Here is a 22,044-nt window from a genome sequence, read left to right as displayed (position 1 = left end):
GTACAACATGACACTTAAGATGGGTTTCCTTGCTCTTATGATTCTATGTATGCTTCCTCTGGCCGGCTGCTGGAATTACCGCGAGATGAACGAGCTCGCCATTGCCCTCGCCATGGGAGCGGATAAAGCGGGACCGGGCGAGTACCGCTTCTCGTTCCAGGTTGTGAATGCCCGGGATATTTCCGGCATTAAATCATCCGGCCAGATACCGGTTAATGTTTTCTCCGGTAAGGGCAAGACCTTGTTTGAAGCAATCCGGAAAGCATCGCAAAAAGTACCTCGACGAATAAACGCACAGCATATGTGAATATTTGTTATCGGGGAGGAACTAGCTAGAGAAGGGATCGAAGAGGTATTCGATTTTATGGAACGGGATCCTGAACCACGTATGACAACGAGAGTTATTATCGCAAGAAATACCGATGCGGTGACGATACTGAAGACCGTCACGGCAGTTGAGGCCATTCCTGCCAATGCCATTCTCGGAAAATTGAAAATATCGGGAAGAGTATTGGCAGAAAGTTATGAAGTCGAGATGGATGATGTTATTCACGGGCTGCTGACCAAAGGTGGAGGTCCTGTTATCAGCGGAATAAAGCACATTGGAAAAATCGAAACCGGCGATGAAATCTCAAATGTGGAGCAGACTGAACTCCATACCGATTTATATACTAGCGGAATGGCTCTCTTTAAAAAAGGAAAATTGGTAGGCTGGGTGAAAGATGATCGGGCACGGGGGATTTCATGGATAAATAATAAAATGAAAGGCACGATTGTCAATCTCGATTGCGAAACGAAAAAGGATGCTATTGCGGTTGAAATTCTCCGCTCCAACACCAAAATTAAGGCTAAGGTTCAGGGCGAACAACCAATCATTCGCATTAATATTCAAGAGATCGCAACGGTTGGAGAAGCGTTGTGCCCGATTGATCTTAGCAAATCGGAGGAAATTCGAAAGCTAGAAAAACAGTTGGACGAAGAGACCGTGCATGATGTGATGGCTGCCGTCAAAGCAGCACAAAAGCTGAAGACCGATGTTATCGGATTTGGAGCAGCTGTGGAACGGTCGAATCCGAGGGCCTGGAAGAAGATGGAGAAGGAATGGGAAGGGATTTTTGCGACATGCAAGGTGGAGGTAAACGTCGAATCGACAATCCGACGCACCAACATGATATCGAAGCCGTATTTATTCGAAATAAAGAAATAGTGTGCATGGAAATGGTGGTGGATAAAATGGAAAAAGCGAGAATCAGCCCAGGACAATTATTCACATTAATCGTGCTGTTTGATATGGGAACCGCCATTTTGCGAGTTCTGGCCATGTCGGCGGGAAAAGTGCATGGCTGGCTATTCTGCTGGGGACTGCAGGCGGGTTAGCCATTTTTTGGGTTTATGTTTCGCTTTACCGTTTATACCCGGAGCTTCCGCTCACCGGATACATAAGAGCGATATTGGGAAAATGGATTGGGTGGCCCTTGGGTTTGTTATACACTCTTTTCTTCATCCATGGTGCGGCTAGAGATTTGCGCGAGGGGAGCGCTCTGATTATCAGCTCGGTGATGGATCAAACACCTCTGATTGTGGTTTCTGTCGTTATGGTCTTATCCATCGTGTACGTCCTGAATAAAGGGATTGAAGTGCTGGCCAGAACGGCCCAAATTTTCTTGTTCATTTTGGCGATATTGGGGCCGATCAGCCTCCTCCTCTTGTTTGCTTCCGGAGTTATCGATATTAACCGGTTGCTTCCGGTTTTGGGGAATGGCTTGGGCCCCGTCATACAAACAACCTTTAAACAAACGATCGAGTTCCCTCACGAAGAAGTCATTTGTTTCACAATGCTTCTGCCTTATTTGAATCATCGGCAAAAGGGGATTTCTGCAGGGTTCGCCGCTGTGTTGATCAGCGGAATTGTACTCAGCTTTTCCACTGCGTTGAATATGGCCGCTCTTGGGATTGAAATCGCCGATCGGTCCACCTTTCCGCTGTTGTCCACAATTCGTTTGATCAATATCGGCGAAATGATTCAACGGCTCGACGTATTTGTCGTTCTAACGCTCATCATCGGCGATTTTTTTAAAGTCGCAATCTTTTTTTATGCCGGTGTAATAGCAGCCGCAGATTTAACTCGAACCAAAGACTATCGGAAGCTCGTTCTTCCCGTTGGGGTGATCATTATAATCATGTCTATGATGATCTCCAGCAGTTTTGTAGAGCAAATCGAAGAAGGTGACATATTATTGGTTACCGTTTTTCTGTTCTTTGGAGTCCTTTTGCCAACCTTTTTATTGGTAACGGCAGTGGTACGCAAACGGCTCGGATCTAAGACATAAAGCGGGCAGCTTGACGGCTACTTTTTATTTTTAAAATAAATAACAACCGGCTTGGTTATAAGATAGAGGAAGAGAAGGAACATGATTAAGACTTCCTCATTCATCATGGATCTGAAAGGAACAATGAGATTATCAAGCGCTACCTGCAATGGTATTTGGAGGAATATCAGATCCATGGCTATAACAAAGCAAACACTAAGGATAAATAACATAAGAGAAATCATAAATATTCTCATGTTCGACCTTTACCTCCCATCACTTATCCGATAATATCAACGCAGAAGCTGTTCGGCGCCTTGGAATTATTATGATAGTTAGTAATCGATTTCATTCATGGCTAAGTTCATAAAGAAAGTTCGTTCTCCACACATATGAACTGCGTCATAATAATAGACAGACAAGCCGAATAGGCTTATCAGAGTCGTTTTATTAATCCCATAATTCTTCGCTGCGGCCAGAAAGCCAATTTCCCCCATTGATACTTCTTAGAGAACTGTGAGTTTCTCCAAAGCATTATATTTTCCTCTAGTCATAAAAAAGCCCCCCTTACAATTTGCAGGTTTTATTATTTCACCTGTCTACCGCAAGGGGAGCATATCAGACTTTATTTTCTCGCCTATGGCTGCCGCTGTTTCTTTTATTGTGGTCAGTCTAATACTTATTCTACGAAGTCTGACGATATTATAATTCTAATGCTTTATTCACCTTGTACATAATTTCCTGGGCACATTTCGAATCACTTAAGCAATGTAAGTGTCACTTTTATCGTATTATCAACAAATGATCGCTTGGGACGAGATTTCATTATTACGGTTAGTCCAATTAACGATACGATTAGCGCCTGTGATAATGCCTTCGCGTTTGTATCGGCCTCTAGCTCACCTGATTGTATACCTCGCTGAATGGTTTCTTCAAATATGACCGATAGGTACATCTGATGCTCCCTTGTAAGAATTTCAAATTTTTCATCATGAGGCGCAAGTTCGACCATTGTATTGATGCAAAAACATCCTTTTTTAGGACTTCGTGTATATTCTTCATCTACCACACCTTCAAAAAAAGTGCGAAATGCTTCTTTTACAGATGGATTGCTTTGAAGTTTGGTTCGGGTAAGAGAAGCACGGGACATCGTGTATTTGCGCAGCGCGGCTTCAAACAATTCTTCTTTGCCTCCAAAAGCTGAGTATATACTGGGTCGTTGAATTCCCATTCTGGAAGTTAAATCGCTTAATGAGGTAGCTTCATATCCCTTCTCCCAAAATAGTTGCATAGCTGCATCTAATACTTTTTCTTCGTTAAATTCGCGGATTCGTCCCATAATCAATACCTCTCGTCACTCTTGGTTTTTTCTTAATAGCGCAATGATTCTGATCATATGCAAATTAGCGGATTTTTTGTACTAAATGATATGTTATTATTTTATATTCATCCGTTTATATTGTCAATTGTAGGTTGGTTAATCCTAACAAGGTAAGATCAAGTATAAGACTTAACGGTGTGAAATTAATATTTCTATTGACAGCAGTCATTTCTAAGAGTTATATTTACTGGGAATTATATTATACTGAACAGTATGATATTTTCGGTATTAAAAAATAAAAGAAATAGGATGTGTACAAAATGAAGGAGGCTAAAGCAAAAGTAGAAGTTAATGCTGGTATAAAGGCGAATTCGTCACCGGGAACGATTATCGCATCTGATTCCGTTCATGTTTCTTCAATGCCTCGGTATGTGACACTATTGTTTGCGGTTGTCTGCGGGATGTCTGTTGCCAATATCTACTTCGCACAACCACTGCTCGATAATCTGTCGAGGGAGTTTGCTATTGACTATTCAATCATAGGCATTCTCATTACAATCACTCAAATTTTTTATGCATTGGGACTGCTGCTGTTGGTGCCTCTTGGAGATTTACTGAACCAGCGCCGATTGATTATCGGTCAGATTTCATTCTCCTTGATAGCTCTGGTTATAGTTGGAACTGCTTCCTCCAGCACAGTACTATTTGCAGGTATGGCTTTGGTGGGACTGCTTGCCGTTGTGACGCAGACACTTGTAGCATTCGCGGCGACAATGGCTGCCCCTGCCGAACGAGGACGTGTCGTTGGTATAGTAACAAGCGGAATTGTCATCGGCATACTTCTTGCGCGAACCATTTCAGGAATATTAACAGATCTTGCGGGTTGGCGTTCCGTCTATCTGGTCTCTGCAGCGTTGATGCTTCTTATGGTTTGTGCATTATTTAGGGTATTGCCAAATGTTGAGCGTGGGGTAAAATCACTGTCTTATCCCCACCTGATTAGGTCGGTGTTTTTGTTGTTCTCACAAGAACGAATATTACGCATCCGCTCTATTTTGGCTCTGCTGATTTTTGCGGATTTCAGTATTTTGTGGACTTCATTAGTACTGCCTCTTAGCGCGTCGCCATTATCTCTTTCCCACACTGCAATTGGGGCATTTGGTCTCGCAGGAGTGGCCGGAGCGTTAGCTGCAGCACGAGCGGGGAAGCTAGCCGATCGAGGTTACGGACAAAGAACGACAGGCCTCGCTTTGATCCTATTGTTAATATCATGGTTGCTAATCAGCTATATAGAACAGTCGTTGTTCGCATTGGTCATAGGTATTGTTCTTCTTGACTTGGCGGTGCAGGCCGTGCATGTCACTAATCAAAGTATGATCTTCGCATTGCGTGCGGAGGCGCGTAGTCGGCTCACCGCCGGGTACATGGTTTTCTATTCTATCGGCAGTGCTACCGGTTCAATTACTTCTACCCATATATATGCACACTATGGCTGGGACGGAGTATGCTTGCTTGGGGCCGTTGTCAGTGCTTTAGCTCTTCTATTTTGGGCAATGACCAGCCGCGCTACGGCTGCCGTATTAAAATAAAGCTTCTGTCTTATGATAATCAGATTCAGATTCAGCATCATGAATCGGAGTTACATATCAACCCGCTTGAAAAGAATCGGCTAATAATTCGAATTAAAGATATATAGTATTAAATCATTTTTTTGATTTCAAAGCTGTTGCCGGATAAATATTTTTTTGAAATAGGGGAGATTGCCCGTGGAGATAGGTATTACTTCGTTTGTAGATACAAAGCCGGATGTTCAGACTGGTGAAGTGATTAGTCACGCACAGCGGTTGCGTGAAGTGGTAGAGGAAATTGTCCTTGCCGATCAAGTGGGACTTGATGTGTTTGGAGTAGGTGAGCATCATCGGGAGGATTATGCGGCATCTTCACCGGCACTTGTACTGTCTGCAGCTGCATCACAGACGAAACGGATTCGGCTGACCAGTGCTGTGACGGTGCTTTCTTCATCTGATCCGGTGCGCGTTTTTCAGGATTTTGCTACGCTGGATGGCATTTCAAATGGACGTGCGGAGATTATAGCGGGCCGGGGTTCCTTTATTGAATCCTTTCCTCTGTTTGGCTATGACTTGAATGACTATGCTGAGCTTTTTGAAGAACATTTGGAATTGCTCCTTAAAATACGGGGTTCCGAAAAAGTAACTTGGAAGGGCGGGCATCGGCCAGCGATTAACAATTTGGGTGTGTATCCACGGCCCGTTCAGAATTCTTTACCGATATGGATTGGCAGCGGGGGCAGACAGGAATCTGCCATCCGTGCGGGTCTGTTAGGACTGCCACTGATGCTGGCGATAATTGGTGGAAAACCGACGGATTTTGCACCGCTCGTGCAGCTTTATAAGAGAGCAGCAGCGCACGCTGGTCATGACGAATCGCGGCTTAAGGTTGGGTCGCACTCGATAGGATTTGTTGGAGAGAATACTGAACGAGCCGCAGATACATTTTTCCCTTCTACCATGGCAGGTATGAATAGATTAGGCAAGGAGCGGGGCTGGGCGCATTATGATCGTTCTAGCTACGATGCCGCGCGCAGCTTTGAAGGTGCCCTGTATGTCGGCGATCCCGAGACTGTTGCCAAGAAGATTATTCACCTTCGCAAAAATGTAGGCGTTACACGCTTTATGCTGTATGTTCCGTTAAGTACGATGCCGCATGCCGAGGTGATGAGAGCCATTGAGCTGCTGGGAACAGAGGTAGCGCCCCGAGTTCGGGAGGAAATAACCAAGTGGGAAGCTGAGACGGAGATAGGATCATAATTCAAATAAAGGAGTGATTCGAATGGATTTTGAAAGTCGAGTGTTACCAGAATTAAGGTCGACATTAGCACAATTTCCCGGTTTTCAACTGGAGGAAAATTTAGAACTGAGCAGAAGCTATTTGTCGAATCTTCCTACCAAAAAGTCGGTTGACGTACGCACGACAAGCCGGATGATTCCGAGCGTAGCAGGCGAGATATTGGTCAAAATCTACGAACCTGCCCAGCGAACAGGCGCTAAGCTTCCGGCCATGCTGTGGATTCACGGGGGTGGCTATGTGATGGGGCATCCTGATATGGACGACTCTTTGTGTGAACGGATTTGTGCTGGCAGCTAAATGCGTCGTCGTATCGGTTGATTATCGACTTGCTCCCGAGCACCCCTACCCAGCTGCAATCGATGACTGTTATGCCGGATTAACATGGATGACGGACGAAGCTGAGCTGCTGGGCGTCGACTTGGATCGGATCGCGATTGCCGGTGCAAGCGGGGGCGGTGGTCTGACGGCAGCGCTTGCTTTAATGGCTCGCGATAAAGGCGGACCAGCTCTCATCTTCCAGATGCCGCTGTATCCGATGATTGACAATCGCAATATTACGGCGTCGAGCCATGAAATTTCGGCCGATAACGCAACCTGGAACCGGAAGAACAATTTGGAGGCTTGGAGCATGTACTTGGCTGAGGGTAACGACGCCAGCGCGGTATCCCCATATGCGGTGCCGTCGAGAGCGGAAAACTTGGCGGGGCTACCGCCGACGTATACGTGCGTAGGCCAGCTCGATCTGTTCCGAGATGAGACGATCGAATATGTGACGCGCCTTGCGCTAGCGGGCGTAGACGTCGAATTTCATCTGTATCCCGGCTGCTACCACTGCTTTGAAGTGTTCGTTCCGGAAGCGGAAGTGAGTCAGCGCGCCAGTCAAAACTATGTGGATGCGATTACGAGAGCGCTTGATCCTTAAATAATTAAAGGGGCTGTCTCTATAGGTCTGAGACGACTTGGGAGATAGCTCCTTTTTTTACAGTTTATTTGGATGATTCTAAAGTATTAGAAAATAAACTTGTTGCAGGTGATTCCCAGATGATCTTAATATCGATGTGAAGAACGTAAAAAAAATATCTTTCCAATTGAATGGTACGACAAATGCAATTTCAAAGAGTCTGTAATTGGGTTGTTTGATGCTAGGTTTATTAAGTAGTCATTATTGAGAGCCAAACTGTTGGCTCTCTTTTTCGTTGCGTCGATCATGCAATTCAGTATTTTTCTTGTCATTAAGCTAACGGGCAGTATAGAGGAGAATTCATCTTAATTGTGGAATGTAAAATAGTGGTTGTAGATTTATTTTCGGGAGGGTTGAACTTGAAAGAAGTTATTTTCACAAGTGATGCACAACAACCAGGAGGCATGCCATACTCTCAGGCTAACAGGAAAGAATGTTGGAACAACACTTGATGTTCAAGCAAGAAGAGCTCTTGATAACTTAAAAGCTGTTTTGGAAGCTTCTGGAGCAAAATTATCAGACGCGGTAAAAGTAACTGTTTTCTTAGGGGAAGGTGCAGACTTTGATCCCTTTAATGAAATCTATAAAGAATATTTTTCGCAACCGTATCCCGCAAGAACAATTGCACCAGCCAATATGGGATTCATGGTGCAAATTGATGCAATAGCTCATCTTTCGTAAATAAAACATTTAAGTGAGAATCACGCTAACGGGCAGGAGAGTTGAAAACGTAAAATCCGTGTCAGAGCAAACGCCTCAACGACGCGGGGCGCAAGGAACCACGGAAGTTCTGGGAAAAAAGGGAGTTCGTATCATCAAAAATTAACGACGATCTAATCAAAGATTCAAAAACTTACGCTGACATCTATCAAGAATCTGTTGACCAAGAAGGTAACAAGGCCATGAAAAGGTTACGGATAAAACAAAGTAATGGGGAATAAAGATAACCAGGGAGCAGACTGCCACGGGTGCCTGTTCCCTTTTTTATTGAAGTAGGCGTCAAATCAGGATGCCGTTAAGCTAATGGGAACGATAGTGCAATGACAACATGCTACCGAATTCGGCAGCATATTCAGCTAACTGGCAGCAAAGCTTAATAGCATATGGGTTTTCAAAGATAGCAATAAAATAGGAAATCGTTTCTGTTATAATGTCTTTGAATGTGAAATATCTTACTGTAGTATAGAGAACTTTTGGGTATTAAGGATGGAATTTTTGAGATAAGTAATGGAAATGGAAAGATGCGAGAGCACCAAGGGCTGTGCGGAAATGCCAATAAGTCTTGAGATTCTGCTGAACCCATCCAGAGTATAGGCGTTGAAGTGATGGGCAAGAGCATGCTCAACAACTATGGGGAATATAAGGAGGTTTTGGGATGGATAACGAAAAAAGAAGCGGATTTCGGCGACTGGACTGGTCCTATCACTATGTTGCGGCGCCGTTGGCGATTGTTGTTCTCGTACTCTCGTCCATCGAGCTGTTCGGGGGTCTAGGCCAGGGGGAGCTAGAGCGCCTGGACTGGTTACTTTTCATTCTAGCGGTATGTCTCGTCTTCGCTGTTGCGCTCATCCGCATATACGCAACAAAGACACAGGACCGCATCATCCGGATGGAGGAGAACTTCCGACATTACCGGCTGACCGGGCGAACGCTGGACCCGAGGATTTCGATATCCCAGATTATCGCCTTGCGTTACGCGACTGATGATAAATTTCCGGCTCTATGCGACCGAGCTGCGATCGAGCGAATGAGCCCGATTGCCATCCGTTCGGCGATTGAAGATTGGCGCCCCGACACGATGCGGATTTAATAATATCCAACAGTGTACGAAAGTATCCATAGAACCCATTTATTTTACTTTTATTAAGCTAATGGAAACGATAGTTGAACACCGAAAGGGCTGCCGCGAGGTAGCCCTTCGTTACGATAACGGGCAGGTTAACTTAATGGTTCAACCAATTTTCGTTGACTGTAAAAAGCTGGATTAGTATGATTGCTATGGAATAAAGATTTCTCGAAAGTGAGGCTTTCACATGTCACCAGGCATTCATTTTATTAAATTGAGGTAATAAAAGGAGTTTGGGAAAAGTTCATTAGATTGTTCAATCACGACTCAATTACCAAGGAGAACCCATGGACCCAAAAATAAAATCAATGTTCCTGGACGAACATGCCATAGAAGGTGCTACGCTGTTTGGCGTCAGCCCAAAGGAGCTGACTTTCATTGGAGGCTTTCAGAACTTTATTTATTCCTACAATCGCGATGAATTGAAATACATTCTCCGTTTTACCCCGAGCACTCTTCGCACGTGGGACGGACTTGCAGCTGAAATAGAATGGATTCGTTATCTTTCTGAGAATGGTTTGTCGGTCTCAAATTCGATATCGTCGGTTGATGGAAAGGACATGGAACGAATTCAAGGTAATATGATTGATTTCTACGTGACCTCCTTCAGACATGCACCCGGTAGAAAAATTGGATACCCAGAATGCCTAGGTAATTCCATACTTTATGAACAATGCGGACGCATGACAGGCCTTCTCCATGATCTTACTAAGCAGTACAAACCTACGGCTAAAAGACATACGTGGGAGAGTAATGAATACCTTTTACGGGCCAGAAATTATATACCGTCAGAGCAACAACCAATTCTTCTTGCCCTTGATAAACTTAAATCACAGTTGGCTAGCCTGCCTATTACTGCTGATAATTTCGGTTTAATTCATGGGGATATCAATGTTGGCAATTTTACAGTTGATGAATCTGGGGAAATAACGCTCTTCGACTTCGACGAATGCCAGTACAGTTGGTTTATCGAAGACATTGCCATCCAGCTATATTACTTGTTATATGTATTCGGGGAAGATTCGAAGTCCGAACGAAAGGTGCAGTATGAACTTTTCACTAAACATTTCGAGCAAGGCTATACAGAGGATGGCCGTCAAATGCCTGATGGCTGGAAGGAACAACTTGGGCTCTTTCTAAGATTACGAGAAATTATCGTATTCGTCGGTATGCACCGGAGCTGGGATTTAAGTCAACCAGACGATTGGACACGCAATTTTTTGCAAGATAGTCGAATGCGGATTACAAAAGGAATTTCATTGATTGACGAGTTTTGACACCTTAAATGGAAGATTTCATTGAACTAGCGGGTAAAGGGCAGGTTTGCGTGGTGGTAGCAGGCTATTTACGTTGAACTTGAACAGAGATTTAAATGAAAAAAGGGAGATTTATCATCTCCCTCGAATCTTAAAAAGCAATGCTCATGTATGATTTGGAGGTTCATTAGATGGGGGAGTTCATCCAATAGCGGATGAATCACTCAAAACAGCACTCATGCGCACACCAGGAATGCCGATTGAAAAAATAGATAACTTATTTGAGAAGATGGTAGATAAATACCGTTTTGATAAAAATCATAAATTTGAATTTCAAGCTAAAGGATCCGATAAGATAGAATCAATAGCAACAAAAAGCACCTCACCTAACTACCGAAAAAAAATCAATGCTGCTAGATGCAGCAGCCGGCAAGGTGAAATTAGCCCCATTACAACCACTTGTTCAATCTATTTAACGAGTACGGCAGAATTAATATGACATTTAAAAAAGCCCTCCAATATAGAGGCCACTGAAAAAGTCCCCTTTATGAAAGCGAGGTACAGATATGCTCAATTTTTTGAGGAGTCTTTACCTTGCTTTTGCTTCTGCATAATTAAAGGTAATTTATTTCCCTACATACTCATCCATAAAGCGATCTACTCTTTGGAAATATTCAGCGGGGTAATGGTTGATGGCATCGATGTGCTCTGTATTTTGCGGGTACCATACTTCTGCACTTGGGTTATCTTTTAAGGACTCGTAAATAACTTCAGTATTTTTATAACTAATTTGCTGATCTCCAGTGCCATGAATGAGCATAACGGGCTTGTCTTGCATCTTTTTTACCGCATCCATAGGAGATATGGAATCAAGATCAACCTCAAAGGCCCAATTTGCCATCCATGTCGAAGTATAACCGAATGGAAATGCAGGTAAACCTGAAAAGAAGGGCAAACCCTCTCTCAGAAATAAACCAGCATTACGAAAAGGGCTATCTGCAATTACGACTTTGATGTCATCACTTTCACTTGCGGCTAGCAAAGAAGTAGCAGCACCCATTGAAAAGCCGATAACTCCAATGCTATCACCCGTATGGTCTCTGGATTTTAAATAGCTTACAGCTCCTAGCAAATCGTATTTTTCATTGAGGCCCAATGTAATCAAATCACCATCGGATTTACCTTGCGAGCTGAGGTCAAATGCCAATACATTGTAGCCTTTCGGAACGAAATGCTCTACTAACTTTGGAGTCCGCCCTTTAACTAAACGATTGCTCGTATATCCATGGACGACAATAATCGTCTTATTACTTGCTTCACCTGAAAGATCACTTGCAGGAAAGAATGAGCCTCTAATCGTATTATCATTTTTCAAACTTTTGAACTCGACCTCTTCGTAGGGAGTTTTATCGATATTCAATTCGTAGCTGACATTAGTGTCTCTAGGATAGTGCAACAAAGTGTCTACTACTTTATAAGATATAAAAAATACAAGAGCCATCACAAGCAAAAGCACGATCCCTAGGCTCCATAAAATTTTCTTCCGTTTTTTCACACGCACGTTAAATGTCAGATCGGGTTGTAATGATGTTTGACTCATTCAGACTCCTCCAGTTTTTCTTTAGGTAGTATGGGTGCGAACAAATAAAAAGCATGCGCCTTCAAATTTTCCCACTCGGGATGATGAATAATACTTTCTCCAAGAGTTAAGCCCACTCCATTTAAAAAAGAGATGTAGCTGCGAGAGATCATTGCTGGAGAAAAGCTTTTGTCGAACTCACCCATTAGCTGCCCCTTGGCATAGACGAATTCGATCTCATCTGTCATTACCTTTATACTTTCAAGGACCTTCTGTGTAAGTTCAGGAAATCTCGTTCGTTGTCCTAAAACAGATTGGGCAAGCCGCAATTCATTGGTATAGAAGTAGATATCGTTGAATTGTTCTTTCACCATGTTCTTAATCAATACGCCCGGCGTCCCCTCTTGTTGAAGACAAGCAAGCGATTTCACCTGAATATCAGCAAGCGGCTCAAGGACGGCGGCGTAGTATAAAGCTTCTTTGCTAGGGAAATATTGAAAAATGGTTCCAGGAGTCACGCCCACCCTCTCCGCAATGATGGCCGTTGTAGTATTAGAATATCCACTTTCTGCAAACAGGATAACCGCTTCTTTTAGGATACGTTTACGCCGCTCCAGTCTTTTTTCTTCATTGACGGGTCTAGCCAAATGTATTCCCCTCTCTTTAAACTAAACTTTTATTAATTAAATAAATGATCAATTAATTAATAATGTATCTTAAATTGCGACTTAAAGCAAGACCAAATTTATTTTACCTATGAGCAGGCTCAAGCTAAAAACAGCGGTTGATATTTTTGTAAGCACTTCGTTGCTGGTTGGGCTCCAAAACCTTCGGCACTTGCGCGATACCCGATTCTGTCACAACGAAATCAATGAGTTTCTTGCAATACTGGATTTCATCTTCGAGCATATCGTTAGTGTTTTAGGCCGGCATCTTGGCTTTTACCGAATCATCCATGGCATAAACGGCCTTCCGCAGTTTCCGCGGCGGTCTTGCAGAATTTCCCGTGAGGACTTTTGGTTGTAGCGTGCTTTCGTGTGCGTGGCATCTACGATGATGGAAGTGCTCTCAAAGATGCGGGCATGTAGGTATGCACGGCCGGTCTTATGGCCATTAAAAAGGCACGTCAGGGTAAGAAGGATGTAGGTAAAAACCAGGTGGACACCTACTATTTTGACGTAGAGACATGCAAGCGTTGTCCGCTCAAAGAAGGCTGCTACAAGGAAGGGTCCAGCACGCCAGCAGGCAAGCTTTTTTTTGCTATTATGGCTGGCTTAGCTGAAATGGAGGCAGAGACGATTCGAGAGAGAACCCAGGCCGGTTTATAAGCAGCTCGGGCTCGAGGTAGAAAAGGAGGAAGACCGCCATTGGATAAGAGCAAAGTTGAAATGGCGTTGCTTCTTTATGACAGTCTAAAATATACCGTAAAAGAAATAACTGAGCAGACCGGAGTGTCTAAAGCAAAACTATATCAAGTTCTCAATGTCAGGTAATGAATAGTTCACGTCCAAAGAAAAAGTATTAGACAGGTACAGCATTAAGCTAACGGGCAGGATAGTTTAATTACTTCACGAATACTTCAAGTATGGAGAATTTGCGTAGTTCGGAAAAGAGACGTTATATGAAGGAATGCAATACTTAAACTAAGGAGCGAATATGTGTGATTATTCAATCTATCACAATATTATGGGATAATAAGGTCAGAGGAGCTCCTTACTCTACTTTGAGGAATGGATTTAGCAAGTCGTTCTCAATTCCAGATAAGCTGATAAATTACATTGGAAGCACTACGATTCCTTTTCAGGAAATACTAATTATTCAAAACGAAAATGGATTTGAAATTAATAGTAACAAAGTCGAGTATCTTGACTCACACCTAAATGATTGGAAGATATCAAGTACTGAAATACAAAACAAGGATGACGAACTACAAGTATATTTTAAGTATTCTGATTCTTGTGGCAAGCCTGTTCGTTATGATTCAGGATATCATTACTTATCTGAAAATGCGTTTATACTTCGAAGTAGTGAATATGGAAGGATTACCTATAACGGTAGATTAGTACACAATGATACAGGAGATTGGATTTATCAGTTAAAGATTATTGAATATTTATAATGGTCATAGTGATGACAAAGAGATTTTAACGAAGAAATCACCTTTGAAAGATTATAAACAAATAGAAGTGCTTTTTTAGTATTTCAAGAAGGCATTCCTATCATATAACATCATGTTCACGCTTCGAGCCATTCGGCTCTCGGTCCGGCAGAAGTTAGAAGTTGATTCGAAGATGACATTGGCAGCAGCATGGAAGTGGAAAAAGGCGAACATACCCTTACCAACTAACCGCATCGAGGTCGAATCATTGAGCTAACGGGGAACGATAGTTTCGCCTCCAAGAGTGAGACGAAAATCATCTTAAGAGATACAAAAAACTTAAGTTTTTTAGAAATATGGGTCACTCTTGCGTGGTGCGTCGAGATTTTGCTCGTAGCATATTTCTTTGCAATAAGGGTGTATAAAAAAACGGGTGTAAAAAAACATCATTGTCCGAATGAAGTCCGCGGAAACCGCGGGCTTTTTTGTTTTGTGTTTATTTTTGCTTAAAAATAATAAGATCACTGAACGTTTGATTGAAATCGACTATCAACCGATTTATTGCTCATTTATAGGGAGGCGATCCCTTGGTGTTTTCGTTAAAGCGATCTAGGGGTAACCAGCGGCTTAGTAGATTCCTTCAGAGCTCAAAGCCGGCATGAAAGTGAGGGCCTAGATCATCGGCCAAGCAATAAATGAAGGTAACGCTGCGCGAGTTGACTACACTGCCAAAATGAAGATCCCAATGAGCTCACATATTAGAACGGCGCTTAAAGAAATTATGAAGCGGAAATAAATCGGAACTGCTCAGATCAGCCTAATGAAGAAACCGGCTGGGATGAACTCCACGGTCTTATCAAGACCACAAGTAAATCATCGACAAAATACAAATCAGTGAGCGGCTAGTTCGACGTATTGCATATTTCAAAGGTAAACGTAATGGTATCGCTGTGCAACGCAACGGTACGATCCACACTCTTGACCATCATTAGCACTGGCGAGGAAGGCAGTGCGGTAATGATTGCTGTCGAAGATGTCGACCTGTTTCATTGGAGGATACTATTGACGAGAGATATACTGTGTTGTACGATGTATATGCAGGAGGTACAGTATATGGATGTCGAAGATTGGAAATCACAAATTAATCGAGGACTTGTTAGGACAGAACGGCGTTGGTAAAACAACAATTATGAAGATGCTTACAAACTTTTTGATGACATTTTTTCATTGGTGGAGATGATAGTTGCGTGATTAATATGGAACAACATGCAACCACGTATACGATATTAATAGAAGAGAGGAATGCCTTATGAAAATACGTAGCCAAATTACTTTTGCAAGTCTGGCCATTCTAATAACTGGAAGTTCCCTGCTAGACACATCGCCAACTTCAATTATAAAAGCAGAGCCCACTCAAAATGTATCTAGTTCGTTACAAACAATCACTCAACGAGATCATAATTCCGTCAAGCAAGCAATGCGGGATACATTGCAACTTGGATTCCCGGGGATACTTGCTAAAACTTTTGAGGGTGGAAAAACCTGGGGTTATGCTGCTGGGGTAGCGAATCTGAGCACCAAGAAACCAATGGAAACAGATTTTCGCTTTCGCATTGGCAGCGTGACGAAGACGTTCACCGCAACGGTTGTACTTCAATTAGCTGGAGAGAACCGCTTGAATCTAGACGACTCCATCGAAAAATGGTTGCCTGGTGTCATTCAAGGAAACGGATATAATGGTAAACAGATTACCATCCGGCAGATATTGAACCATACAAGTGGTATCGCTGAATACTCAAGGTCAAAAGACGCTGATTTTATGGATACAAAAAAATCGTATACGGCTGAAGAAATAGTGAAGATGGGGATTTCTCTGCCCCCAGACTTTGTCCCAGGAAAAGGATGGTCTTATTCAAACACAGGATACGTATTACTGGGTATTCTTATTGAAAAATTAACCGGAAACAGCTACGCGGAAGAGATTGAAAATCGGATTATTGAACCGCTTGAATTGTCGGATACATTCCTACCTGGAAATTCAAGCGTTATTCCAGGCACCAAGCATGCTCGGGGATATTCCCAACCAGACGAAGCAAGTGAGATAAAAGACGTTACTTATTATAACCCAAGTGCAGGTAGCTCGGCTGGAGATATGATTTCTACTGCTGACGACTTAAATAAATTCTTCTCTTCCTTGCTCGGTGGCAAATTACTGAAGGAACAGCAATTAAAACAAATGCTTACTACAGTTCCTACAGGAAGAGCAGGAATCGATGGATATGGTCTTGGAATCTTTGAAACTAAGCTTCCAAACGGTGTCTCGATATGGGGACACACAGGTGGTATTCTAGGGTTTTCTACTATTGCTGGAGGTACACTTGGAGGCAAGCATACGTTGGTCGTCAGTTTGAACAGTTTGGGTAGAGATAACAGTCCTAATCCTTTTAAAAATATTTTACTTGCTGAATTTAGCAAGTAGGCAAAAAGGAAAAACGGGAATAAAGAAAAATTTGTCATAGTTTTTCTAGTTAAAAATATAGAATCATAGGATAGGATGGCGTTTTTGTATGAATCTATCGATTCATTATTTGTTCGCTGAAAATTACAGCGATATCTATCTCCACATATTCTTCAAAAACTTGCACTAGAGACAGGTAGTACGGCAGGCAGTAAGGTAATGGTTGCTTCGGAGATGTCCCACCTGTTTCATCGGAGGCTGACGTAGCCGAATTTATTCAGAGCGTACTATTGACTGGTGATGTACTGTGTTGTACGATGTATATGCAGGAGGTACAATACATGGATGTCGAAGATTGGAAATCACAAATTAAGCGAGGAACACTCGAATTTTGTATTCTATTGCTAATAAAGCAGCGACCATATTATGGGTATGAAATCATAAGTAAGTTAGAGCAGTATCCTATTGTTGCTGCAAAAGAAAATACAATTTATCCTCTGCTTAGAAGGTTATTGAAAGAAGAATATGTTTCTTCATCTTGGCAAGAAAGTACAGAGGGTTTGCCACCGAGAAAATATTATTCCATTACAACAAAAGGAGACGAATACTTAAACGCTATGTCCTTAGAATGGGATAATTTATTAATTGCTATAGAAGTAATTAAAGGAGTGTAAAATTATGGATAACTATCTTGGAAAAATTGAAAAGTATTTAAAATCTATGTCCGCTTCCGAGCGTATTGACATTGTAAATGAAATCAAAAGTCTAATGCTTGAGTTGCAAAATAATGGTCTTACTTCTGAGCAAATCATCGAACGGTTAGGAAACCCAAAAGAATTAGCGAAAGCATACTTAGGTGAAGCCATTACAAAGAACAGTAAATTTAGTTGGCGTAAATTCGGCGCTGTATTTGCATTTTGTAGCAGCTTTGCAGGCGCCAGCGGTATGTTTGTTTTGCCGATTATCAGTACTCTTTCCATTGCTTTAATGATTAGTGGAGTTATTACACCAATAGGCGGAATTATTAAATTTGTCGGGTATCTTATGGGATATGATATTGCCGGAATAACAATCGAAATTGGAGCATTTACACCAAGCCCAATGCAGTTCTTACCAACTTCTATTGTGATTGGTGTGTTGATGTTTTTGTTGGGGAAAGTGTTATGGAGACTTACAATTAAATATATACACGCAATTAGTCAGAAAAAGAAAACATTAATGGTTTCTTAGAAGGTTATTATTCAAATGATGATCTAAAAAAAGGAAGAAGCACACTATAAAAATGTGCTTTTTTTTGTTTTTATGGGGGAAACTAAATAACTTATTTTTCGGTGCATAAAAGTAATTACGTATATAATGTATGATATAAATATGTCAGAGGACAAGAACATATATCCTTAGCCGAGATGTGACCAGAACATATAGCCGATATACATTGAAATAAGGAATTGTCATTAAGCTAACGGACAGGTTAGTTTAATAGTTTTTTCTCATCAAAAAAAAATCCCACCCTATGGGCAGGATTTTAAAATAAAATTAAGCATTCACTGTCTCGGGTCTCTTTACTTGCAGTGGAGGAGGAATGAGCCAGCCTTTTTCTTTACTCATCTCGAGTATTTTAACGCCTAATGCTGTTTTAGTGATATGGTACTTAGCAAATAAAGCGCCAATATCTTCTCTTATTGATTGCCCCATAACTTGACTGCAGGAAACAAGTCCCAACGAAACATCAGATGCAATTTTAGCAGCTATTTCAGGATCAGTAAATCGAGCTCCAATTGGAATGTCTTCAAGTTTTACTGATGGTCTATCAGGCATCATAGGGGCTGAAGCAATACCGTTTTCCGTAAGCAAAGTATCTAATTCTTTAATTTCAAGGTTTGCTTGATCAATTAAAGATTCTAATGATTTCTTGAGATCCTTATCACCGGAATGATTCAAGTATGCTTGATAACAGGAAATGGCACCTTTTGCAACAGTTGATGCTTGCCACACACTGAAGATTTCTCCATAGTGCATTGGTTCATCTTTAGGATTTCCGCTTAAAATTCCCATTTAAGTATGCTCCTTTTTAGATTAATTTTAACTTGTATAATGTGTCCCAGAACACGAACTTAATGTATGGAAAAACTAAATATTTTGCGAATAGAGAGCGGAATATAAAGTTGTACTACATGGTTAACCCCCTTATGAGCTGGGGGTATTTATACTATTTAAGTATTAAGCACGTTCGCGGTCACGATCATGAGCACGTTTTCTAGCACCAGCTAAACCAAGGAGCCTAAAAGACCAAGCCAACCCCAATCGAAGCCATCATCATCTGTTGTTGAGGCTGCACCATAGAGCGTTATTCCTTTTTCAGTATGAGCACATAGAAGAAATGTACACCTAATTATAGAATAAGTTTACAGTAGGGATTGATGTTTGGAAAACACTTAAGTAATTAGGGTTAAGGAAGGTACACGATGGTATTGGGGATGGTAACGCCTAAGAAGCAAGAGTTACTACGACAACGAGCAGCCGTATTAAAGCAGTACGAGGTCTTCAGTTGCCAAGTCGCTTATTACTTACTCGAGGATGAAACACTGGCGGTCCAAGCTGCCAGTCAAGCTTTGTTCGAATTATTGCAGGATGAGGAATTTTATTATCAAAACGAGTACATTCAAAAACAAAAGACAAAACAATCTGTTATGAAAAATTCACTGCTCAGAAAAGCCTCTTCTTATCAAAAAGGAGGAAATTAAATTACGAAAAAGGAAGGCGGATGGCCCCCCATCCGCCTTCCTTTTTCATTTCCAAACATCTACACAAAATAAAGAATTTTGTACAGACGTACTACTGGGCATTACGGGCAGTTATGTTCAATGAGCCGATACTTTAGTTCAATACAAAGCAGAAGGACCAGCCGCGGCGGATCCTTCTTACTTCTGCTGCCAAGAGCAGCCCTTACTCGACCTCTTTTACTCCATGAACGAGCTTTCGTTCGAGACATCATATTTTAGAATATTCATTCTCATCCTGTTTCCCCACTTTTTTAAAAAGGGCGCCGACTCATGTCTTTCAACATGGGCAGTCAGCGATTCTTGATCTTGCCACCGCTGGACAGTCAGCATGCGTCCGACGCGCGCATCTTCCAAAGTAAAGGCATAAAAGAGGCATCCCTTTTCAGCTCTCGTGCTGGAAACGACGGCCTGAACGTCTGCAGTGAACTGATTCACATCAGACGGATTTAGGTGAACGTAACCCATGAGTATAATCATTGTTGTTCATCCTTTTTTTCTTAATTAAGTTAGCAAATTCTTCAAAGCTCATTCGCGTTCCACGAGGAGTGCGATAATCATTCGTGCTGTCGTCCTTACACGACCGTGAGCACAATCTTGCCTTGAATGTGTCCACCGGCGGCTCGTTCATGCGCCTTGCGAGCATCGGTAAGTGGAAACGTGCTGTCGATGGCGACGCGAACCGTCCCGGCATCGAGCAAGCGCCCGAATTCCACCAGCTGTGGGCCGTTCGAGCGAACTTGGGTCATCGAGACCGTGACGCCCAGCTTTGCGGCCTCCTCGGCGTCGGAGAAGCCTAAGAACACTGGGAACAAAGCGCCGCCACGCTTGAGCGTACGCAAGAAACGACCGGTAGTGGGACCGCCGAGGGTATCGAGGACGAGATCAACGTCATGGGCGACGTCCTCGGGAGGGCTCTTGGTGTAGTCGATGAATTCGTCGGCACCGAGCCCGCTCAGGAACGACTCATGCGTGCCCGATGCCACCGCGATGACGTGCGCCCCCTTCCATTTAGCCAGTTGCACTGCGAAGTGCCCCACGCCGCCCGCGGCACCATTGACGAGCACTGTTTTGCCGTTGAGCGGCATCGGGCGATGCATCGCCGGTTGAAGCGGATTCTGTTCATTGTGCCCCAACTCGATCAGGAACTGCCACGCGGTGAGGCCTGCCATCGGCGCCCCTGCGGCGTGCACATGATCGATCCCAGCCGGCTTGATTGCAAGGTCCGAAGCTGGCGCGGCGACGTACTCGGCATAAGCAGCGCTCTCTCCAAAGCTAGGAAAGCGAACCATGCCGTAAACTTCATCGCCGACGGAGAAGTCCTGCACATCCGTGGCTACCGCCTCGACGACGCCCGACACGTCCGAGCCCAGAATGACGGGAAAGGGCACCGGCGGCCGCCACTCAGGAGGAAGATCCTTATACCCCTCGCGCAGGTACCAGTCGGGGGGGTTGATGCCAACCGCGTGAACACGGACAAGCACCTCACCTGGCTTCAGCTCGGGAAGCGGCGCCTCCTCGTAACGCAGTACCTCAGGGCCGCCGAATTCATGCAGACGAATCGCCTTCATTGTATCTGTAGACATCTTGCTTTCTCCTTTCCTGCAGATGAGTTATACTTACCGGAGCAGTGCTTCACATAATCGGATCACTGTTCCGTTTAAGATTATACGGAGCACTGCTCCGGATGTCAAGGAGGAATCATATGAGAGCCGATGCGAAGAAAAACTATGAACACATACTCGCAGTCGCGAGCGTCGTTGTAACCGAGCACGGCGTCGATGCATCGCTGCGCGAAATCGCTCGCAGAGCTGGTGTCGGGCTCGGCACTCTGTATCGTCATTTCCCGACGAGAGAGGCGCTGCTCGAAGCTTTGCTCCGCGCAAATTTCGACGAGTTTACGACAAAGGCACGTGAGCTCGAAACTGCGAGTTCACCCGATGATGCACTCGTGTCGTGGCTACACGACGTCGTTGCATTCACGGGCAACTATCAAGGTGTTGTGGACGCGATGATGGCAGCCAAGGAGGACACGGAGTCCGCACTCCATGCTTCATGCGTCACGATGCGCACGGCAGGCACGCGACTTCTCGCTCGCGCTCAGGCCGAGGGCTTGGCGCGTACTGACATGGATGGTGATGACCTGTTCTCGCTAGCTGCTGCGCTTGCGTGGCTCAGCAACCAGCCCTCGTCTGCGCCACGAGCTGAGCATCTCTTCAGTATTATCGCGAGCGCTATCTTGACGAATCGATCGAGCAGCAATTTCAGGCCGTAGTTAAATTAGTGCTACCCTAATAGGGGGCTGTAGCACAACGATATGATTGAACTAACGGGTAACGATAGTTCAAAAAAAACACGGAAGCAGCCGACCACAATGATCGGCTGCTTCATTACGCTAACGGGCAGTTTAGCCTAGTAGTCAGCATTATTTCACAATTAATGAGGACCGATAATTGTAAAAAGACAGCGACTAAATAACATTTTAAGTATCCCATTGGTTATCTGGGGTACCGCCAACCAAATGACGTAAAACCCACGCTAAGACAATAAATTCCAGTAATAAAATTT

The 22,044-nt window shown here is 43.4% G+C and carries 23 protein-coding genes and 4 pseudogenes; 19 read left to right on the top strand and 8 right to left on the bottom strand.

Annotated features, from left to right (window positions below; genetic code table 11):
- The first annotated feature begins 7 nt into the window (after nucleotides 1–7).
- The 3 genes and pseudogenes from HI950_RS30135 (at nucleotide 8) to HI950_RS30125 (ending at nucleotide 2,330) form a co-directional block, all read left to right on the top strand.
- Nucleotides 8–1,207 (top strand): annotated as a pseudogene (locus HI950_RS30135) (Ger(x)C family spore germination protein).
- 5 nt (nucleotides 1,208–1,212) lie between these two features.
- Nucleotides 1,213–1,377: a hypothetical protein gene (locus tag HI950_RS30130; protein ID WP_169089653.1), complete on the top strand. Its 165-nt coding sequence runs from the start codon at nucleotides 1,213–1,215 to the stop codon at nucleotides 1,375–1,377.
- Complete coding sequence (locus tag HI950_RS30125) at nucleotides 1,344–2,330, top strand: GerAB/ArcD/ProY family transporter (protein ID WP_169089708.1); 987 nt, start codon at nucleotides 1,344–1,346, stop codon at nucleotides 2,328–2,330. The genes HI950_RS30130 and HI950_RS30125 overlap by 34 nt, the downstream gene beginning before the upstream one ends.
- Before the next feature lie 17 nt (nucleotides 2,331–2,347).
- Here HI950_RS30125 and HI950_RS37310 read toward each other — a convergent pair whose 3' ends face one another.
- A complete protein-coding gene (locus tag HI950_RS37310; protein ID WP_486187811.1) occupies nucleotides 2,348–2,554 on the bottom strand; it encodes a YczF family membrane protein in 207 nt (68 codons plus the stop codon).
- Nucleotides 2,555–3,066: 512 nt separating this feature from the next.
- A complete protein-coding gene (locus tag HI950_RS30120; protein ID WP_169089651.1) occupies nucleotides 3,067–3,648 on the bottom strand; it encodes a TetR/AcrR family transcriptional regulator in 582 nt (193 codons plus the stop codon).
- Between the two features lie 401 nt (nucleotides 3,649–4,049).
- Here HI950_RS30120 and HI950_RS30115 point away from each other — a divergent pair, with 401 nt between their 5' ends.
- From HI950_RS30115 to HI950_RS30085, 7 genes and pseudogenes are all read left to right on the top strand, one after another.
- Complete coding sequence (locus HI950_RS30115) at nucleotides 4,050–5,219, top strand: MFS transporter (protein ID WP_223285611.1); 1,170 nt, start codon at nucleotides 4,050–4,052, stop codon at nucleotides 5,217–5,219.
- 177 nt (nucleotides 5,220–5,396) lie between these two features.
- Nucleotides 5,397–6,458 carry an LLM class flavin-dependent oxidoreductase gene (locus HI950_RS30110; protein WP_169089647.1) on the top strand — a complete coding sequence of 354 codons (1,062 nt, stop codon included), beginning with the start codon at nucleotides 5,397–5,399 and terminating at the stop codon, nucleotides 6,456–6,458.
- A gap of 22 nt (nucleotides 6,459–6,480) precedes the next feature.
- A pseudogene (locus HI950_RS30105) lies at nucleotides 6,481–7,420 on the top strand (alpha/beta hydrolase).
- 423 nt (nucleotides 7,421–7,843) lie between these two features.
- Complete coding sequence (locus HI950_RS30100; protein ID WP_169089707.1) at nucleotides 7,844–8,140, top strand: RidA family protein; 297 nt, start codon at nucleotides 7,844–7,846, stop codon at nucleotides 8,138–8,140.
- Between the two features lie 694 nt (nucleotides 8,141–8,834).
- Complete coding sequence (locus HI950_RS30095; protein WP_169089645.1) at nucleotides 8,835–9,269, top strand: DUF6526 family protein; 435 nt, start codon at nucleotides 8,835–8,837, stop codon at nucleotides 9,267–9,269.
- Between the two features lie 323 nt (nucleotides 9,270–9,592).
- Nucleotides 9,593–10,582: a phosphotransferase enzyme family protein gene (locus tag HI950_RS30090; protein ID WP_169089643.1), complete on the top strand. Its 990-nt coding sequence runs from the start codon at nucleotides 9,593–9,595 to the stop codon at nucleotides 10,580–10,582.
- A 232-nt stretch (nucleotides 10,583–10,814) separates the two neighbouring features.
- Nucleotides 10,815–11,060, top strand: coding sequence for a hypothetical protein (locus tag HI950_RS30085; RefSeq protein WP_169089641.1), 246 nt, complete (start codon nucleotides 10,815–10,817; stop codon nucleotides 11,058–11,060).
- A gap of 126 nt (nucleotides 11,061–11,186) precedes the next feature.
- Here HI950_RS30085 and HI950_RS30080 read toward each other — a convergent pair whose 3' ends face one another.
- From HI950_RS30080 to HI950_RS37305, 3 genes and pseudogenes are all read right to left on the bottom strand, one after another.
- The gene (locus HI950_RS30080) at nucleotides 11,187–12,161 is read right to left on the bottom strand and encodes an alpha/beta hydrolase (protein WP_169089639.1); all 975 of its coding nucleotides are present in this window, start codon (nucleotides 12,159–12,161) and stop codon (nucleotides 11,187–11,189) included.
- Nucleotides 12,158–12,787, bottom strand: coding sequence for a TetR/AcrR family transcriptional regulator (locus HI950_RS30075; RefSeq protein ID WP_169089637.1), 630 nt, complete (start codon nucleotides 12,785–12,787; stop codon nucleotides 12,158–12,160). The genes HI950_RS30080 and HI950_RS30075 overlap by 4 nt, the downstream gene beginning before the upstream one ends.
- Before the next feature lie 169 nt (nucleotides 12,788–12,956).
- Nucleotides 12,957–13,216 (bottom strand): annotated as a pseudogene (locus HI950_RS37305) (IS5/IS1182 family transposase); the annotation flags it as partial.
- A 12-nt stretch (nucleotides 13,217–13,228) separates the two neighbouring features.
- Between HI950_RS37305 and HI950_RS30070 the strand changes: the two are divergent.
- The 7 genes and pseudogenes from HI950_RS30070 to HI950_RS30050 form a co-directional block, all read left to right on the top strand.
- Nucleotides 13,229–13,378 (top strand): annotated as a pseudogene (locus tag HI950_RS30070) (IS5/IS1182 family transposase); the annotation flags it as partial.
- 27 nt (nucleotides 13,379–13,405) lie between these two features.
- Nucleotides 13,406–13,468 carry a hypothetical protein gene (locus HI950_RS36570; RefSeq protein ID WP_411268167.1) on the top strand — a complete coding sequence of 21 codons (63 nt, stop codon included), beginning with the start codon at nucleotides 13,406–13,408 and terminating at the stop codon, nucleotides 13,466–13,468.
- Between the two features lie 39 nt (nucleotides 13,469–13,507).
- Nucleotides 13,508–13,633: a hypothetical protein gene (locus tag HI950_RS36565; RefSeq protein ID WP_262985744.1), complete on the top strand. Its 126-nt coding sequence runs from the start codon at nucleotides 13,508–13,510 to the stop codon at nucleotides 13,631–13,633.
- 167 nt (nucleotides 13,634–13,800) lie between these two features.
- Nucleotides 13,801–14,259, top strand: coding sequence for a hypothetical protein (locus tag HI950_RS30065; protein ID WP_169089635.1), 459 nt, complete (start codon nucleotides 13,801–13,803; stop codon nucleotides 14,257–14,259).
- Nucleotides 14,260–15,547: 1,288 nt separating this feature from the next.
- A complete protein-coding gene (locus HI950_RS30060) occupies nucleotides 15,548–16,717 on the top strand; it encodes a serine hydrolase domain-containing protein (protein ID WP_169089633.1) in 1,170 nt (389 codons plus the stop codon).
- 320 nt (nucleotides 16,718–17,037) lie between these two features.
- On the top strand, nucleotides 17,038–17,370 hold the full coding sequence (locus tag HI950_RS30055; RefSeq protein WP_169089631.1) for a PadR family transcriptional regulator: 333 nt from the start codon (nucleotides 17,038–17,040) through the stop codon (nucleotides 17,368–17,370).
- 4 nt (nucleotides 17,371–17,374) lie between these two features.
- Complete coding sequence (locus tag HI950_RS30050; protein ID WP_169089629.1) at nucleotides 17,375–17,926, top strand: DUF1700 domain-containing protein; 552 nt, start codon at nucleotides 17,375–17,377, stop codon at nucleotides 17,924–17,926.
- A 306-nt stretch (nucleotides 17,927–18,232) separates the two neighbouring features.
- On the opposite strand, the gene HI950_RS30045 is transcribed toward HI950_RS30050, so the two are convergent.
- Nucleotides 18,233–18,751: a DUF3231 family protein gene (locus HI950_RS30045; RefSeq protein ID WP_169089627.1), complete on the bottom strand. Its 519-nt coding sequence runs from the start codon at nucleotides 18,749–18,751 to the stop codon at nucleotides 18,233–18,235.
- 410 nt (nucleotides 18,752–19,161) lie between these two features.
- Here HI950_RS30045 and HI950_RS30040 point away from each other — a divergent pair, with 410 nt between their 5' ends.
- Nucleotides 19,162–19,440 (top strand): hypothetical protein, encoded by a 279-nt coding sequence (locus tag HI950_RS30040; RefSeq protein ID WP_169089625.1) that lies wholly within the window; start codon nucleotides 19,162–19,164, stop codon nucleotides 19,438–19,440.
- A gap of 216 nt (nucleotides 19,441–19,656) precedes the next feature.
- Here HI950_RS30040 and HI950_RS30035 read toward each other — a convergent pair whose 3' ends face one another.
- The gene (locus tag HI950_RS30035) at nucleotides 19,657–19,956 is read right to left on the bottom strand and encodes a putative quinol monooxygenase (protein WP_169089623.1); all 300 of its coding nucleotides are present in this window, start codon (nucleotides 19,954–19,956) and stop codon (nucleotides 19,657–19,659) included.
- Nucleotides 19,957–20,051: 95 nt separating this feature from the next.
- A complete protein-coding gene (locus HI950_RS30030; protein WP_169089621.1) occupies nucleotides 20,052–21,062 on the bottom strand; it encodes an NADP-dependent oxidoreductase in 1,011 nt (336 codons plus the stop codon).
- 101 nt (nucleotides 21,063–21,163) lie between these two features.
- Between HI950_RS30030 and HI950_RS30025 the strand changes: the two genes are divergently transcribed.
- On the top strand, nucleotides 21,164–21,751 hold the full coding sequence (locus HI950_RS30025; protein WP_223285602.1) for a TetR/AcrR family transcriptional regulator: 588 nt from the start codon (nucleotides 21,164–21,166) through the stop codon (nucleotides 21,749–21,751).
- Nucleotides 21,752–22,044 lie beyond the last annotated feature (293 nt).

The sequence above is a fragment of the Paenibacillus sp. PL91 genome (genome assembly GCF_012935325.2).
In the GTDB taxonomy this organism is placed as follows: domain Bacteria; phylum Bacillota; class Bacilli; order Paenibacillales; family Paenibacillaceae; genus Pristimantibacillus.
This window is presented reverse-complemented; position numbering and strand designations above follow the sequence as displayed.